8 protein-coding genes are annotated in these 17,750 nt (G+C 53.4%); 5 read left to right on the top strand and 3 right to left on the bottom strand.

The genetic code is table 11. The features are described 5' to 3' along the window. Positions 1 to 185: 185 nt before the first annotated feature. Positions 186 to 755, top strand: a complete 570-nt coding sequence (locus tag ACO0LK_RS12235; RefSeq protein WP_422975406.1) for a L,D-transpeptidase family protein — start codon at positions 186 to 188, stop codon at positions 753 to 755. Between the two features lie 112 nt (positions 756 to 867). Beyond that, positions 868 to 2,202 (top strand): serpin family protein, encoded by a 1,335-nt coding sequence (locus ACO0LK_RS12230; protein WP_422975405.1) that lies wholly within the window; start codon positions 868 to 870, stop codon positions 2,200 to 2,202. A gap of 77 nt (positions 2,203 to 2,279) precedes the next feature. Here the strand turns inward: ACO0LK_RS12230 and ACO0LK_RS12225 are convergent, their stop codons facing one another. The 3 genes from ACO0LK_RS12225 to ACO0LK_RS12215 form a co-directional block, all read right to left on the bottom strand. Then, positions 2,280 to 5,120, bottom strand: coding sequence for a TonB-dependent receptor domain-containing protein (locus ACO0LK_RS12225; RefSeq protein WP_422975403.1), 2,841 nt, complete (start codon positions 5,118 to 5,120; stop codon positions 2,280 to 2,282). Between the two features lie 395 nt (positions 5,121 to 5,515). Then, on the bottom strand, positions 5,516 to 7,060 hold the full coding sequence (locus tag ACO0LK_RS12220) for a glycoside hydrolase family 10 protein (RefSeq protein WP_422975401.1): 1,545 nt from the start codon (positions 7,058 to 7,060) through the stop codon (positions 5,516 to 5,518). A gap of 153 nt (positions 7,061 to 7,213) precedes the next feature. Further along, the gene (locus ACO0LK_RS12215) at positions 7,214 to 8,368 is read right to left on the bottom strand and encodes an acyltransferase family protein (protein WP_422975399.1); all 1,155 of its coding nucleotides are present in this window, start codon (positions 8,366 to 8,368) and stop codon (positions 7,214 to 7,216) included. 649 nt (positions 8,369 to 9,017) lie between these two features. Here ACO0LK_RS12215 and ACO0LK_RS12210 point away from each other — a divergent pair. Genes ACO0LK_RS12210 through ACO0LK_RS12200 form a run of 3 tightly spaced genes read left to right on the top strand, consistent with a single transcriptional unit; the run spans position 9,018 to position 17,709 of the window. Further along, the gene (locus ACO0LK_RS12210; RefSeq protein ID WP_422975397.1) at positions 9,018 to 10,631 is read left to right on the top strand and encodes a ShlB/FhaC/HecB family hemolysin secretion/activation protein; all 1,614 of its coding nucleotides are present in this window, start codon (positions 9,018 to 9,020) and stop codon (positions 10,629 to 10,631) included. A 36-nt stretch (positions 10,632 to 10,667) separates the two neighbouring features. Further along, positions 10,668 to 16,997: a filamentous hemagglutinin N-terminal domain-containing protein gene (locus tag ACO0LK_RS12205; RefSeq protein ID WP_422975395.1), complete on the top strand. Its 6,330-nt coding sequence runs from the start codon at positions 10,668 to 10,670 to the stop codon at positions 16,995 to 16,997. Continuing rightward, positions 16,966 to 17,709: a FecR family protein gene (locus ACO0LK_RS12200; RefSeq protein WP_186948124.1), complete on the top strand. Its 744-nt coding sequence runs from the start codon at positions 16,966 to 16,968 to the stop codon at positions 17,707 to 17,709. The genes ACO0LK_RS12205 and ACO0LK_RS12200 overlap by 32 nt, the downstream gene beginning before the upstream one ends. Positions 17,710 to 17,750: the final 41 nt, after the last annotated feature.

Here is a 17,750-nt window from a genome sequence, read left to right as displayed (position 1 = left end):
TTCTGCACCCGCATGCAAGAGGCATGCAGGTACACATTCCCATAACTTATAGGCTGGGAATGAAGTGCACAAATGAAAGCTCATAGCTGGTCCATAACTTCAGGTAATGCATCAAACCACAAGAATTATTTGCCGGCAGCTTTTGTTCAGCTTATGCTCGGTTTCTATTCAAGGAGAGATGAACAATGCTTACACTGTGTCGTAATAATTTCATCGCGCTGATGTCAGCATTGCTTCTGGCAGGTTGCCAGTCAACCTGGTTTCGGTCTGCCGATACGCGACATCAGTTGATCATTTCCGTTCCCGAACAAAGAATGCATGTGCTGGAAGACGGCAAGGAAATCGCCAGCTATCTGGTATCGACGGCCAAGCGCGGCGTCGGTGACATGCCGGACAGTTATATGACCCCGCGTGGTCGCATGCAGGTGGCCGAGAAATTTGGTGACGGTATGCCTATGGGCACCGTTTTCAAGGACCGCAAGCCCACCGGCGAGATCGTGGCTGCTGATGCACCGGGTCGTGATCCTGTCGTCACCCGCATCTTCTGGTTGCGCGGCTTGGAGGAGCGTAACCGCAATGCCTATCCTCGCTTTATCTACATCCATGGCACACCACAAGAGAGTCTGCTGGGTGCACCTGCCAGCTTTGGTTGCATACGCATGCGCTCGACCGATATTGTCGAATTGTATGAACGTGTTGGTACGGGTGCCCAGGTTGAGGTCATAGAAACGACATTTGTTGCCAGCTTGCCCTAACACAGCGGTGTTGCCTGGTCTTACAAATTAATGACAAATTGCATACATTTGTAAGCTGATTTGCTTTTTTGCGTTGCGTATGATCGCCGTGTAGCTATCACGGAGACAAACAATGTATGCAAAAAAATCTAATCACGGCCTGATATCCTGCTTCAGCCTGGCCACTGTCCTTAGCCTGGCTGCTTGCGGTGGCAGTGGTACCGTAGCATCCACAAGCCCGGCGACCGGAAATGCACTGGCTATCAGTAATGCCAAATCCAGCCTGACAAGAAATCCGCTTCCTGTTTCCAGCGATGCGGATGTGGCTGCTGCCGTTGCAGGGAATACCGAATTTGCGTTGAAAGTATTGCCTTTGCTGGACGCCACTGGCGACAGTAATCTGGTGTATTCCCCATATAGTATTACCCAGGCAATGGCGATGACTTCTGCTGGCGCGAAAGGGGAAACGCTGGCAGGGATAGAGCAGGCTCTGGTATTCAAGTTGCAGCAAAACCGCTTGTTCCCGACCTTGAACCGCCTGGATTTACAACTGGCGGAAAAGACCAATGCCGCCGCCAATACCAAATTACCAGGCTTGACCATTGCCAATGCCTTGTGGGCGCAGCAGGGTTACAGTCTGCAGCCAGCTTACCTGGACGCACTCGCAGTCAATTTTGGCGCCGCAGTCAATTTACTGGATTTCATGAAAGCGCCGGACGCTTCGCGCCTCAGTATCAATAGCTGGGTAGAACAGCAGACCCAGCAAAAAATCAAGAATTTGCTGGGCCCGAATGATGTGTCATCGAATACCCGGGTGGTACTGACGAATGCCATCTGGTTTAAATCTGACTGGGCCACAGCTTTCACCGCAGAAAAAACCGGCAACCAGAACTTTACTGATCGCAAGGGCACTATCCGCAGCCTGCCTTTCATGTTGCAAGACATACGTTTGCCGTATGTGCAGGGCAAGAATTATCAGGCGGTGGAGTTGCCATACGTAGATAACAAACTGAGCATGTTGCTGATCATGCCGGAAGCAGGCAAGTTTGATGGCTTTATCCAGAGTCTCGATAGCAACACGGTAAGCGAAATCAATTCTGCGCTGAAGGATCAGTATGTCGCTCTCAGCCTGCCAAAATTCAATTTCAGTTCTGCGGCAATGCTGGCGGATGTGCTGGGCAAGCTGGGCATGAGTGCGGCTTTCGATGCCAGCAGGGCGGATTTTTCCGGGATGACGGGTAATCGTGATTTGTCTGTGTCGGCCATCGTGCACAAGGCATTTATTAGCGTCGATGAAAAAGGAACAGAAGCGGCAGCGGCTACCGGTGTAGCAGTTGGGGTGACCAGCATCATTGGTGACACACCTATCAAGGTGACACTTGATCATCCTTTTCTGTTCATGATACGTGACCGTCAGACGGGCCTGATTATCTTTATCGGCAAGCTCATGAATCCAGCAATCAGTTGAAATGTAAAAACTTCAATGCAGACATAAAAAATCCCCTGATGTTTTTTGACATCAGGGGATTTTTATTCGTCAGAGAATTACTTGAACTTGTAATTCGCCAGCAAGGTGAAAGAACGGCCACGTGGATCTGCTACGCGCGGTTCCCATGAACTGCCGGCACCGGTATTGCTGTCATAGGTGATGGCAAACGGAGGGTCGGTATTGAAGATATTCTTCAGACCCGCTGTCAGCGTCAGGCTCTTGATGCCGGTATACGTCACGCTCATGTTGTAGATGGTATAGGCTTTGACATCCGGATTGTAGTCCGAAGGCGTGACCAGACCGCTTTGCACACCTGGCAATACCTGGTCTTTATAACCGGCACGATAAATCTGTGTCAGCATACCTGTCCAGTTACCTTCGGTATAAGTGACAAAGGCTGTATGCTTCCACTTCAGGCCCAGATCACCGGTGAAGGTGAACCTGCCAACTTCGCTGGCACCATAAGGTGCATTAGCCATAGGGCGGGATTTTTTCTCCAGCAGATAAGAACCATCGATACCTGCTGTCCATTTACCACGCCATACCGCACCGTTTGCCTTGGCACCCACTTCGACACCACGGGTGATGCTGGAACCGGCGTTTACCCAACGCTGGTCGATAAAGGCCAGATTACCGCTGCCATCACGGATGAATTGTGCTTTGAACAGTTCATAATTTTGCAGCATGGTGGTCAGGTCGATGGACATGATGGTGTTTTCCTTGCGGATTTCCCATATGTCGGCATTGGCACTGAAATTGGTGCTTGGTGCCCACACTATACCCACGGTCCCCTGCTTGGCTTTTTCTGGTCCCAGGTTGCTCTTGCCACCGGTCAGGGTATTTGGCGTGACGGATGTACAACCAGGTTTCGTGCTGTCTACCTTGAGTGTAGGGCAAGTGGCCGGATCGACCAGATCTTTGCCTGCATAGGGTGAATCAGTCACGCCGTTAAACAACTGGTTAAACGATGGTGCACGGAAGCCAGTGTTATACGAACCACGGAACAACAGGCTATCTGTTGGTGTATAACGGAAAGCCACTTTGGGATTGAAAGTGCTGCCGAAACCCGAATAGTGATCCTGACGGCCAGCGACGGTGACTTCCAGAGACTTCAGTACCGGTACCAGTACCTCGGCGTACACCGCACGGATATCACGGCTGACGTTAGGCAGGGCATTGGCATCGTCAAATGGGGCATTCAGAATGGCAGGGCGCGCATTCGATACGCGGGCATCACCGTTGAACGCATATTCCTCTTTACGCAAATCCATACCCACGGCGGCCATCACAGCACCGGCTGGCAATTGCCATACTTCACCTGACAGGGCCGCATCTGCCTGTGTCAGCGTGGTTTTGCCACCGTACAGGGTGACGCCGGCAGCAGATGTGCTGTTGATCAGGTCTATCGCTGCTTGTGACTGTTTTTCGCCTGCTTTCAGGAAAGGATTGATGATCCCGGTTCCCAGGGCATTCGCCAGTGCGACGGTATAGTTATATCCGGTACCCAGTTTGGATTCTGATTCGCTATACGCACGCGATACACCTACACGGTAATCCCATTTGCCAATCTGGCCATCGGCACCAAATTGCAGGCGACCAGCTTCTGTTTTGGTCGTGATTTCACGGTTGCCGCATTCCATACAGCGCCAGCGGTAGGCGATAGGTGCACCACGATTCGCTTCTATGCTGGGGAATACAGCGACAATCGCATTGAAGACAGAGTTATAGGCAGCCCCGGTACTTGGATAGAATGAAGACGCAGGGAAGTTGGTGCCTGGTGAAACCTGGTTGGGCGAAAATCGCTTGGATACTTCAACCTGAGAGCCAACTGCTTCGGCAAACAGTTGATGGGTACCGATCTTGAATGTGGCACGTCCGACAAAGTTATCGTTTTTGACTGGCTGTTGCAGTACCGCTGCACGGCCCGTATCCCAGGCGCAGGCATATTTGGAAGAGGCAACATCCCACAACTTGGCATCATACGCCGCCATGCCATCAACAGAATTACAGCCCGCGCCACCCGGCAGGTTCAGCACATTGATGGCATTCATTACCTGTGTCGTACCAGGAAAGACCGGGCCGTTATTACTCTTGTTGCTGAGTATGGTATTGGCCAGTGAGGTTGCAAATACCGTAGCGTTAGGTGTGCCACGGGTATCGACCGACAGACCGCGATTCGGCTGGAAGGTATTCACAAAATCACGCTGGTCACCGCGCAGCGCATCATTTTCGCTATGGGTTGCCGTCAGCAGGACATTGTAGTTGTCCTTGTCCAGATCACCAAAACCACCAACGACGGAAACGCGTTTGATATTGCCGCCACCCTGTTGCGTCACATCGGTGAAAGCCTGTGTTTCCAGACCACTATAGTTCTTGCGCAGGATGAAGTTGATGACACCGCCGATGGCGTCGGTACCATAAATTGCCGAAGCGCCATCTTTCAGGACTTCAATCCTTTCGACTGCCGCCATGGGGATGGAGTTCAGATCAACTGCCGAGCCCTTCATCCCATGGGTGGCAACGCGCCTGCCGTTCAGCAGTACCAGCGTACTGTCTGAACCCTGGCCGCGCAGATTGGCAGAAGAGGCGCCATTATTGCCACGTTGTGCACCGGAGGTGACGTCTGCATTACTGGCCAGATTGTCAGAGCCATTGCCGTTGATGTTCAGATTGGCAATAAACTGTTCGGCCGTCACGATACCTGCGGCTTCCAGCTGTTTGCGGGTGATGATCTCAATCGGCACAGCGCCTTCTACCGCAATACGCTTGATGCTACTGCCGGTAATTTCAATTCTTTGCGGTACATCTGCAGGTTTTTCCTGCGCCAGCACCCATCCGCTACTGCCGGCTGAGATGCCTATCAGGGCGATGCACCGGGCTATGGTCTTTAACTTCACTGGTCTCTCCTTGAGGTCAAACTACATTGATTTTTAAGCTGAATTGTGGGCAATTTCGACGAAATACGATCAAAATTGATATAAATATTTATTGATGTATCCCAGACTAGAGTTTTGCGGTCGCTGGTGACAAATGAAAATTTCATGACGGGCGATAACCAAAAGATATGGGGTTTGGGTGCTGTGTCAGCCTCCCCAAGCATGGCGCAGATTTTGCCCGGATCGCAGAGGAAAATGCCGTAAAAAATGTGCGTGGCACGCCTCGCAGAACGTATCTAAAAACCACACTTTGATATCTGTTTTTTACCTGATGCTGAAAATTCAGGCAATTCGGCAAGCCATTGCATCCCACCCGGCCAGCAGTGGCCGGGTGGGGAAACTAGCCCTTGCGTACGCTATGGCAGGCTATAACTGGAACGCATGCTTTCCTGACCGGTGCGACTGATGGCCGATACGGTAATCTGCCTGATTGCACCAGCCTGTGGGTCATCTGACAAGTCCAGGCGCATGCTTTGGGCCGGGACAACGCTGAACAGCCATTGCTGGCCGGTACGCTTCCAGATTGCCAGCAGGCGGGTATTTGCCGGATCGGGGATGGATACCCTTAATGACTTCTTGTCCTCACTCAGTTCCAGCACCGGACTGCCTGGCAGTTTCTTATCCAGCCAGGGGCTGGCGGGTATCAGCGCCTGCGAGGTGTATTTTTCGGCAGCCAGGCGCTTGCGTATGTCCTTGCGATTCTGGTTCAGTGCCGCCATGCTGAAATGTACATGACCGTTACCGCCTTTTTCGCGCATGACATCGACCTGGTTCAGGATTTCATCTGCTGCCCAGGATTTATCACTATTGTCGATACGGCTGGTGTACAGACCGGGCCAGACATGGCGGGCCATGGCATTCTGTTCCAGCCAGTAATCATGCAAGACCTTAAACGCCTGCGGCCCCTGGCCGATGGGCCAGTACAGTTGTGGTGCCAGGTAATCCAGCCAGCCATTCGCCAGCCACAGTTCCACATCGGCATACAGCTTGTCATACTGGCTAAAGCCACTGATACCTGCTGGCAGCCGGTCGGGACGGCCTATGCCAAAGGGGCTGACACCAAATTTGACCCAGGGTTTTTCCTGGTGCACGCGCAGGTTGACGGTTTCCACCAGATGGTTCACGTTGCTGCGCCTCCAGTCAGCCCGTGCCATGCGTCCGCCAGATTGCAGATAGGCTATCCAGGATGGATCATCCGGAAAATCAACTTCATTGCCATTCGCTGCCTTGATTGGATAAGGATAAAAATAATCATCAATATGGATGCCATCGACATCATAGCGGTGCACGACATCAATGATGACGTTCAGGGTTTGCTGCATGGCGTAAGGCTCACCCGGGTCCATCCATTGCAAGTCACCATAGGTCTTGACGGCTTGCGGGGCTATCCGGCTGATATGGTTACTGGCCAGGACACTTTTGGATTGAGCAGTCCGGGCGCGATAGGGATTGAACCAGGCATGCAGCTCCAACCCGCGGGCATGCGCCTGTTCGACCCAGAATTGCAGCGGGTCGTAATACGGTTGCGGCGGACGCCCCTGTTCACCGGTCAGGAATTCTGACCAGGGTTCGATACCGGATGGATAGATGGCATCCGCCGCCGGGCGCACCTGCAAGACAATCGCATTGAGTTTCAGTTGCACCGCATTGTCGAGGATGGTGATGGCTTCGGCCTTTTGTTTGTCGCTGTTCAGGTCGCGTCGTGAAGGCCAGTCTATATTTGCCACGGTTGACACCCAGGCGGCCCGGAATTCACGCGGCAATGGCGGTGCTTCGCGCGGCATCACCGGAAAATTGACCGGCGCATTTTGCGGAACGATAGTCAGGTCAGTTTTATTACCTTTGGCGATGGGCAGTGGTTTTTCTGGTGCTGTGCTACAGGCCAGGAGCATGGCAGCCATGCCGGCTGCTAATAGTGGAAGCCTGATCTTTTTCAGGGAAGAGGCCGTGAAGGTAAAATTCTGAAACGAAAACATGCGTATGCTGATGCCGTAAGGAGGCGACAATGCGCCAAAAAAATGCAAAAACTGCGAAAGACCTGAGATGCTACTGCATTACACTTTCACAAACCAGCGTTTCTTCCACATTCCCCAGGCAAACAGTAACATCATCAGGTTGAACAGCACTGCGTAGAGCAGAGAGGCATTCACTGCCGTTAGCGGCATAGCCTTGATCGGTGCATACAATACCGCATGCAGGCTGGGCTTGCTGCCATCGGCGGCGCTGATATGGATAGATCCCAGCATCTTGGCGATCAGGCCAGACAGGGTAAACAAAAACAGGGCGTTCATGCCATACATGACCAGTGGATGGCACAGGCGGGCCATACCAGTTTTCAGACGGGCAGAAGGATTCGCATCCAGCAACCAGTAAAAACAGGCGAAGCTGATCAGGGCCCAGCCGGTCATGAAGACGCTGTAAGAAGGTGTCCACAGGCTTTTATTAATGGGCATCAGCACGCTGTCCAGTATTTGCCCCAGTCCCAGGCAAGCCAGTCCTGCTGTGAATAACCAGGCGGTCTTGACTGCACGGTCCAGGCTGGTCGACAGATAACGCCCGGTCAGGACTCCCAGCATGACACTGGCCACGGCCGGCAAACTGCTCAGCAAGCCTTCCGGGTCCCAGGTCTTTGCCCGTTTCCACAGGTGGCCGTCCAGCAGCCAGCGGTCCAGGTAAGCACCGGCATCCCTGCCTGGTTCGAGTGCTGCTCTGGCCCAGTTGCCATCTGCATCCGGTACGCTTACACCCAGCATGATGATGGAATACAGGGCCATCAGGGCGAGTATCCACCAGCACTGCTGTTGCCAGTTGCAGTAAATGACCAGCGGCGCTGCCAGCATGGTGCACAGGGCAATGCGCTGCAATACACCAGGAATACGCACGGACTGGAAATCAAAACTGGGGATCAGATTCAGCATCAGGCCAATCAGGAAAATCCAGCATGCGCGCTTCAGCAACTGTCTTAGCAAAGGCCCTTGTGCATAACCCGCCAGGATTTTCTGATTGGTCGACAGATGCAGGGATACCCCGACGATGAACAGGAAGAAAGGGAAAATACAGTCGGTAAATGTCCAGCCCGACCATTCCGCATGGGCCAGTGGTGGATGCAGGTGGCCCCAGTCACCCGGATTATTCACCAGGAACATGCTGGCGATGGTGAAGCCACGAAACGCGTCTAGTGACAGCAATCTTGATGTATTTGTTGACATGCTGATCCGGATGGCTGGATGGAAAAAAAGGGCGCTTGCGCGCCCTTGAAAAATCTCAATCTTCTTGGGGGAGTCCTGAGAGCAACCCAACAAATTCTGAAGGATTGTCATCATCATATTCACTAATACCAGTTTACTGCGATTGACTTTTTGTTAGGCACGTATAGACGGGGGTTATCCTTGTCCCCGGCTGGCAGGAATTGTATAGTTTAGCTTTTTTCTTTTGAGCAATTTTATGAAATAGCAGCGTATGCACATGACAAAAGTCATGCTGCTTGAATTTTCTTCAGTTGTTGAAATGCAGCAACAGGATAAATGCGCCGACCAAATGTGCAAGCAAGGCAGTGTGCCCGGTGTGCATTAACACGGCAGACGCAGAAACATCAAGTCCAATTTGACGGCAGGACAGGAGATGTTAGAAATAGCAACATTCCGCTTGTGGTCCGAATTGGATTGCAGGATACTTCGCTTAAGTAGGCAAGTCGCCTATTTCTTTTGTGCATGTTCTGATCACAGAACCCAAAGAGCAGCTCGCTTCTGTCTGGATGTAACACCGCAGTATTTTTCGATCGCTACTATCTGTGGGGGGATGCAATCCCTCCTGCAGCAAGAACTTGTTGGCACGACTCAGCAACTGGGAAATCTTAGTATGAGACTGTTGAAGAACAAGCATTTCACACATCATCTTTCTGCTTGCCTGGCATTTGCCATCGGCCTGGGTGCAAGCTCTCCGTTGGCAGCACAAGATACTGAAAGCGTCATCGGCCGCTTTGAAATCAGTGGTTTTGATGTCAAGGGCAATAACTTACTGACGCCAGCAGCGATCAATGCCTTATTGGCCCCTTTTACTGGCAAGAGCCGCAGTTTTGCCGATGTGCAGAGAGCGCTGGAGGCATTGGAAAAAGCCTATCGCGACAAAGGCTATAGCCTGGTGCAGGTGGTGTTGCCGGAACAGGAATTGAATCATGGTGTGGTCAAGTTCATTGTGGTGCAGGCACGCATAGGCAGTGTCAGCGTCAAGGGCAACAAGTTTTTTGATGAGGCCAATGTGCGTCGCAGCCTGCCGCAATTGCGTCAGGGTGATACACCGAATGTCAAAAAACTGTCTGAGAGTTTGAAGGCGGTGAATGAAAATCCCGCCAAGAAAACCAATCTGCAATTCCAGACCGCCAATGATGAAGGCGAAGTGAATGCCGTATTGAATGTGACCGACAGCAAGCCCTGGACCGTCGGTGTCAATCTGGATAATTCCGGTGACAGCAATACCGGCAAGAACCATGTGGGTTTATTGTTCCAGCATGCCAATATCAGCGGCCGTGACGATGTGCTCAGTCTGCAATACACAACGACCATGCAAAAGCCCAGCCAGTACAGTGTGTTTGGTGTCGGTTATCACCTGCCGCTTTATGACCTGGGGGATACGCTGGACCTGTATGCCAGTTATTCAAATGTCGATTCCGGTTCGGTGGTTGCCGGCATATTTGATCTGGCAGTCAGTGGTCGCGGTTCTGTGCTTGGTGCCCGTTATAACTATAGTCTGGGCCGCAAGGAAGATTTTGATTCACGCCTGAGCCTGGGTTTTGATTACAAGGCCTACAAGAATAATGTTTCACTGCTTGGGGTGCAACTGGGCAGTGATGTCACTGTGCATCCTGTGAGTCTGACGTATTCCGGCACACTCAGTTCTGTTGGCAGCGAAACCAGCGTCTACCTGACCGCCCTGCATAATTTGCCTGGCGGTGAAAAAGGCAAGACCGAAGATTTCCAGCGTGTGCGCAGTGGCGCAACGGCTGGTTACAGCATCTTCCGTTATGGCGTCGGTTTCAGCCGGGTATTGCCCGCCGCATGGCAACTGAAGCTGATGCTGAGTGGCCAATATACGCGGGATAGCCTGGTGCCGGGCGAACAGTTTGGTGCCGGTGGTGCCAGTAGCGTGCGCGGCTTCACTGAACGTGCACTGGCTAATGATTATGGCACCCTGATCAGCGCAGAGATTTATACGCCCAACCTGTGCGCCAGTTTTACTGCCAGTTTCACACAATGCCAGCTACTGGGATTTTATGACGCCGCTCATCTGTCGCGTAACAAGGCTTTGCCTGGCGAACCCAGTTCGTCTTCCCTTGCCAGTGTCGGCATAGGCGTCAGACTGGCGATGTCGCGCGCCATGTCGCTGCAAATGGATTATGGCAAATCCCTGAAAACACCTGATGAACTGAGCAAAGATGACAGGCGCTTGCATGTCAGACTTGGCGTGAACTATTAATGATTGGTGAGGAAGAGCATGAGGAAAGAAACCAGTATGTTCGCTCAATCTGAATCCACATTGGCGGCGAACCAGCGCGTCGGGTCTTTACCCACGCTATTACCAAAGCTATTACCGCAGCTGTTCCCCAAATTATTGCCAGCTTTGCTGCTGGCCTGTTTTTGCCACGCGCCCGGCATGGCCAATCCGGTCGGGCCGCAAGTGGTCAATGGCAAGGTGATTTTCAACAAGGACGGTAATCTGTTTACGATTACCAATACGCCTGGTGCCATCATCAACTGGCAGGATTTTTCCATCAATGCCGGTGATATTACCCGCTTCATTCAAGAAAATTCGAATAGCGCGGTATTGAACCGCGTTACAGGTCAGAATCCTTCACAGATATTGGGTGCATTGCAGTCGAATGGACGGGTATTTCTGATCAACCCGAACGGCGTTCTGTTCGGCAAGGGCGCACAGGTGGATGTGAATGGTCTGGTTGTGTCCAGCCTGGGTATGAGTGACAGTGATTTCAAAGCCGGCAAGCTGAACTTTTCTGCGGGCGAACAGGCAGGCAAGATTACAAACCAGGGTGCCATTACCACCCCGGCAGGTGGACACGTGTATCTGATTGCGCCGGATATCGAAAACAGCGGCATCATCACGTCTCCCAATGGCGACATCTTGCTGGCTGCAGGCCAGTCAGTGAAGCTGGTTGATTCCGCCAATCCTGATGTGCAGGTAGTGGTCAGCGCCAGCAAGGACCAGGCTGTCAATCTGGGGCAGGTGATTGCAGCCGGTGGCAAGATCGGTATTTACGGTGCATTGGTTAATCAGCGTGGGCTGGTCAGTGCCAACACAGCGGTGCTTGGCGAGAATGGAAAAATATATTTCAAGGCCAGTCAGGATACGGTCCTGGATAGCGGTAGTCTGACTACGGCGACTGGTGCCGGTAAAGGCGGCGACATCCAGATACTGGGGCAGCGCGTGGCGCTGGCCGGCAACGCGAAAGTGGATGCCAGCGGTGATACGGGCGGTGGCCAGGTCCTGGTTGGCGGCGATTATCACGGCGACAATGCCGGTGTCATGAATGCGCAGCGCACCTTTGTCGGCAGCGACGCGACTATCGCTGCCAATGCTGGCAAGAGTGGTGATGGCGGCAAGGTCATCGTCTGGTCGGATGAAGTGACACGTGTTAATGGCAGCATTTCTGCACGTGGCGGTCAGCAAAGCGGCAATGGCGGTTTTGTCGAAACCTCGGGCAAGCAAAGCCTGGATTTTCATGCCAAAGTAGATGTCAGTGCCGCACGCGGCAAGAACGGCAGCTTATTGCTTGACCCTTCTTCCATCACGATTGCCGGTGGCACTGGTGACGGTGCATCGGATGGTGTCGGCACCTTCCAGGGTTCAGGCATAGGCACGATCAATTTTTCCGATGCCGGCCCGACCACTGTATTTCAGTCCGAACTCCAGGGGCTTACCCCAGGCACGAACATCGTGCTGGAAGCCGCCAATTACATCGATACCAGTGGTACTTTTTTTGGCGGACAGATATCCCTGCCAAGCAATTCCAACCTGACGCTCAGAACCCGCAACGCTGCGACAGATGTCAGTGCTACCCGTGGCATCAATCTGACTGGTGCCGATCCCAATCTTGAAATAAGGGCATCCGGTACCGGCACCATCACCCTGCAAACCGGCACCGGTGCATCACCACAGGCGGCCGATATCGTGGTGGCAAGGCTGACCACCAATAGCGGGCAGATCAGTACCAGTGCCAGCGGCAAGACCACATTCAAGACATTGCTGACCACACCAGGTACGGTAGGCGTGGGTGGTGACATTCTGGTCAATAGCACGGGCTTCATCAATGTTGGTTCGGGTGGCATTGATGCACGCGGCAATTCTTCCACGAATGGCAATGTGACGATTACCACTGGCGCGGACGTGATTCAGCAAAATGGTACGACCATCTATGCCAAGGACCTGAAGATAACGGCGGTGAATGGTCTGCACGGCACGACTTCAACTGACAATATGGGTGTACAGGCAAGCAAGCTGAATGCCCTCAATACCGGTAGTGGTGATATCCGTATTGCCAGTATTGGTGGCAATCTGGTGATTGGTGATATCGGCGGTACCGGTTATGGTATCAAACAGCAAACAGCGGGTGGGGCGATTTACCTGAGTTCACCCAGTGGCTCCACCACGAATATCAGCGCACCTGTGCTCGCCAATAATGGCTTGATCACGATCAATAGTCAGGGAGGCATGAATCTGCTGGCGGGCGGCAATATCAATAGTGGTGGCGGTACGATCAGCCTGCAGTCCACCGATGCAGATGCCATGACCAGTACCGTCGCCGGTACCCAGATCAATAGTTCCGGCGCTGCCATTTCCATTAAATCCGACAAGATGGATTTGTTGGGCACGGTCAATGCTGGCAGTGGCACTGTTACGCTGGATTCCAATGCTGGCGGTACCATACACCTGGCTACCGGGGCGACGAATGTCTTGACCGGCACCCTGGAACTCTCTGCTGCTGAATTGAATAATGTTACCGCAGCACGCCTGCGTATCGGCAACATGAGTGGCGGTGCAATCGACATCAAAGCCCCCATGACTTCGGGTGCTGGCGGTGCCTTGCAAAACGTAAACACCTCGCTTACCTTGAATTCCGGCAATACTATTTCGCAACAAACAGGTGCAATTATTGATGGTGCCAGCGCGGTACAGGCGCGCGGATACAGTGTCAGTTTGACTGAAGCCAATACCACGGGCGTGATTTCCGGTTCGGCCAGTACCGGCAGTTTCCTGTACCGCTCGGTCAATCCCGTCAACGTATCCACCGTAGATGCTTATAGTGGTATCAATGCTCCCTCCAGTGTCAAGCTGACTTCTGATGCTGGTATCAGTCAGGCAGCGGGCAATGCCATCTTGACCGGCAGTCTGGCAGTGCAGGCCAAGGGTGCGGTCAATCTGACCAATACCAGCAATAGTTTCAGCTCACTGGCAGCAGACCTCAATCCTGGCGGTCAGGGAACCGGTGGCCTGAATATATTTAGTTCCGGCAATCTGAACGTTGCCAACGTTGCTTCCATTCCTGGTATTACCACCAATAATCAGCCGGTGATCGTCAGTTCGGGTACCGGCACGCTGACGATTTCTGATATCGTCAATGCCGGGACGGCCAAGGTGGGCTTCATTGCCGATCAATTGGTGCTTGGTGGCCCAGGCAGTGTGACTGCCGGTGATTTTGGTGTTCGTCCTTATACAGTCGGACGCGCCATTACTGTAGGTTCTGCTACCTGCAGTTCTTCCCCTTGTCTTGCAGTGACCAATCTGTACAAGGTCAGTGCTGCCAATATTTCCATCGGCAGCGACAATGTGACCGAAGCATCGGGTCCCATTTCTGTCGTCAGTATTACGGACACCAATACCAGTGCTGCCACTGATATCAAACACCTGACCACCACACGCATAGGCTTGTTGAGTGGTTCGAACATTACCCAGATCAACCCTATCACCGTACAGGATCTGGGCGTAGTCGCGAATGGTGCTATCACCCTGAACAGCCTGAACGTAATCAGCAATCTGGCAGCAAAAAGCGCGACCAGTTTCAGCTTTGTGAATACCCAGGGTATCAATGTCAGTAACCTGACTGGCGGAAATGGCTCCGGCAGCTATAGTTTGAATGGCATCAACACTAGTGGTAATGCTTACCTGACCGCGAATAGTGGCAATATCACCATCGGCGCACCCATCAGTGCTGGTACCGGGACGGTGACATTGTCGGCAACCGGTGGCGCCATCGTGCAATCCGGTGGTCTGATCAGTGGAGCGGCGCTGGATGCTACTGCCGGCAATGGTATCGGCAATGGAACAGCCTTGCAGACCCAGGTGCCTTTGCTGCTCGCAAATAATACGGGTAGCAACACCGATATCAAGATCAATAACACCGGTGCCCTGAACCTGCGCAATGTCACGCAAAGTTCTACTGGTAGCACGGGCAATATCAGCATCGACAATGTGGGTGCAATCACTTTGGACAATGGTGATGCCGTGCGTACCAAGGCCGGTAACATCAGCCTGGTGGCGCATAGCCCCCTGACTGTCAACGGTACTGTGGCCAGTGCCAACGGCGGCAATATTACGCTGGAAGCGGGTGCCAGCGGTAGTACTGCCGACAAGCTGACAGTGGGAACCACCGGTGTGGTGACGACATCGGGTAATATTTTGCTGAAAGCTGGCGATGCCATCCTGATCTCTGGTACCGTCAGTGGCGGTAGCGTCACCCAGCAGGCATTTTTGAATGCACCGCTGCCTAGCCTGGCGGCCTGTATTGCTACACCAACTTTGGCCGGATGCAGTTCAGTATTGCCCAGCCTGGCTGCCTGTATTGCCAATCCTGCTCTGAATGGTTGTAGTGTAGTCTTGCCCAGCGCCGAGACTTGTCGTGTATCGCCGACTACCGCCGGATGTAGTGCGGTACTCCCGACTATCGGTGCCTGTATCGCCAATCCGTCTCTGTTTGGTTGTGCCAATGTCTTGCCTAGCCTGAGTACCTGTATTGCCAACCCCAGTGTTGCCGGATGCAGTGTGGTTTTGCCGACGCTGGCTTCATGCATTGCTAATCCGTCGACTGCGGGTTGCAGTGCCATATTGCCCAGCCTGACAGTCTGTATTGCCAACCCCGGCATCAATGGTTGCAGTGCCGTGCTGCCTAGTTTGTCGCAATGTATGGCCACGCCTACGCTACAGGGATGCAGCGTGATCCTGCCAGCCCTGGCGGCCTGTATTGTCGCGCCGAATATTGCTGGCTGTTCTGCCGTATTGCCATCGGTCGCAGCATGTACTGCCAATCCTTCTCTTGCGGGCTGTAGCGCAGTCCTGCCTACACTGGCTGCCTGTACACAGAACCCGGCTTTGGCCGGTTGCAGTGCCGTTTTGCCTAGCCTGGCTGCTTGTGCCGCCAGCCCCAGCCTGCCTGGCTGTAGCGCGGTCCTGCCCAGCCTTGCAGCCTGTATAGCAACACCGACACTGGCTGGTTGCAGCAATATCTTGCCGAGTCTGGCTGCCTGTACTGCCACGCCAACTTTGCCAGGTTGCAGCGTGGTGTTGCCCACACTGAGTGCCTGTATCGCCAACCCTGGCTTGTCTGGTTGTTCGGCAGTCTTGCCCACCCAGGCTGCTTGTGCCGCCAGCCCCAGCCTGCCAGGCTGTAGCGCGGTCCTGCCCAGCCTTGCAGCCTGTATAGCAACACCGACACTGGCCGGCTGTAGCAATGTCTTGCCGACGCTAACGGCCTGTATTGCCAATCCGGGCCTGGCCGGTTGCTCTGTGGTGTTGCCTGGTCTGGCTGCCTGTATAGCAACGCCGACCCTGGCAGGTTGCAGCAGTGTTTTGCCTACCCTGAGCGCCTGCATTGCCAATCCTGGCCTGGCTGGTTGCTCAGTGATACTGCCTGGGCTGGCGGCCTGCACTGCCAGTCCAACTTTGCCGGGTTGCAGTGCAGTCTTGCCCAGTATCAGCGCCTGTATAGCGACACCGACGCTGGCCGGTTGCAGCAGCGTTCTGCCTGGCCTGGCCAGTTGTCTCGCCACACCAACACTGCCAGGTTGCAGCGTGGTATTGCCAAGCATTGTCAGTTGCGTAGCCAACCAGAGTCTGCCGGGGTGTTCACAAATTTTGCCGACACTGGCGACCTGTATTGCAGCACCTTCTACGCCAGGTTGCAGCGTGATATTGCCAAGCCTGGCAGCCTGCACGGCTAACCCTGCGCTGGCAGGTTGTGCTGCGGTATTGCCGACCCTGGCTGCCTGTACCATCAATCCGGGTACGGCAGGATGTACGGCAGTGTTGCCAGGCTTGAGTGCCTGCGTGGCCAATCCTGCCTTGCCAGGATGCAGTGTGGTCTTGCCAAGTCTGACAGCCTGTATTGCCACACCATCTGCGGCTGGCTGCAGCGCGGTATTGCCAAGCTTGAATGCCTGTATCGCCAGACCAACTGTTACCGGCTGCAACGTGGTATTGCCAAGTCTGGCCAGTTGCGCAGCCAACCCGGCGATAGCCGGTTGCTCGGCAGTCTTGCCTACACTGGCGCAATGTGCGGCCAATCCCGGTTTGCTGGGCTGCACGATCGTCTTGCCTATCGGTGATATCAGGACTGGCAATGTGCTGACCAATTCCATCAATGCTGCCCTGAACAGTTACATCAGTTCCACCCTGGCCATTACCAATGCCATCACCAATTCATCGAATTTCTTTGAGAGTGGCAACGGTGATTCAGGTCGTGAAACCAGGTTCGAACAAAGAAGCAGTATTGCCGGCACAAGTGATAACGGAGTATCAAAAAATGCTACTGATAAAAAACTGTACTGCAATTAAGTTTCTTTTCCTGTTGTCGTTATGCCTGAGCTGCGCATTCAGTTTCGCAGCACAGGTTGCAGGTACCGTCACGCACCTGAGCGGGCCTTTGCTCGTCAAGAAAACTGATGGTACGGTCAAGGTATTGACACAAAAATCTACGGTCGAGCAGGGCGATATCCTGATTGCAGAAAAAGATACCTATGCCCGTATCAAGTTTGCCGATAACAGTGAAGTCACCCTGCGTCCCAATACGCAATTGCGCATAGACCAGTTTTCTTTTGAAGAAGACAAACCAGCTAATGACGGTTTTGCCATGACCCTGATCAAGGGTGGCATGCGTGCAGTGACCGGTATTCTGGGTAAGCGCAACAAGGAAAGATTTGGCCTGAATACCCCAACGGCATCGATAGGCATACGCGGCACCACCTTCATTGCCGAATATGTACCGCCTGAATTATCAGGTGCCAATGATCCGCAGGGTGCAGGCAGACCGCCCGGCCTGTATGTCCAGGTATTGGATGGGACGATCTTCCTGAAAAACGATGCCGGCTTGCTCGAGGTATCAGCCGGACAGTTTGCCTATGCCGTCAGCTTCTCGAAACCGCCGGTACTGTTACCGAATAATCCAGGCATGCAATTCAGTCCGCCGGTCAGCTTCCCGGCTGGTAACAGCCAGGAAAATGCCAGTAATGAAAACAAATCGGGTAGCCTGATTTGTGAGGTGCGTTAGCTTGTCCGGGTTCTGACCAATCCTGCCGGGTCCATCCGTGC

The sequence above is a fragment of the Undibacterium sp. Ji49W genome (assembly GCF_049340205.1).
Taxonomy (GTDB): Bacteria; Pseudomonadota; Gammaproteobacteria; order Burkholderiales; family Burkholderiaceae_D; genus Undibacterium.
Note: the sequence above shows the minus strand (reverse complement) of the source record. Positions and strands in the feature narration are given on the sequence as shown.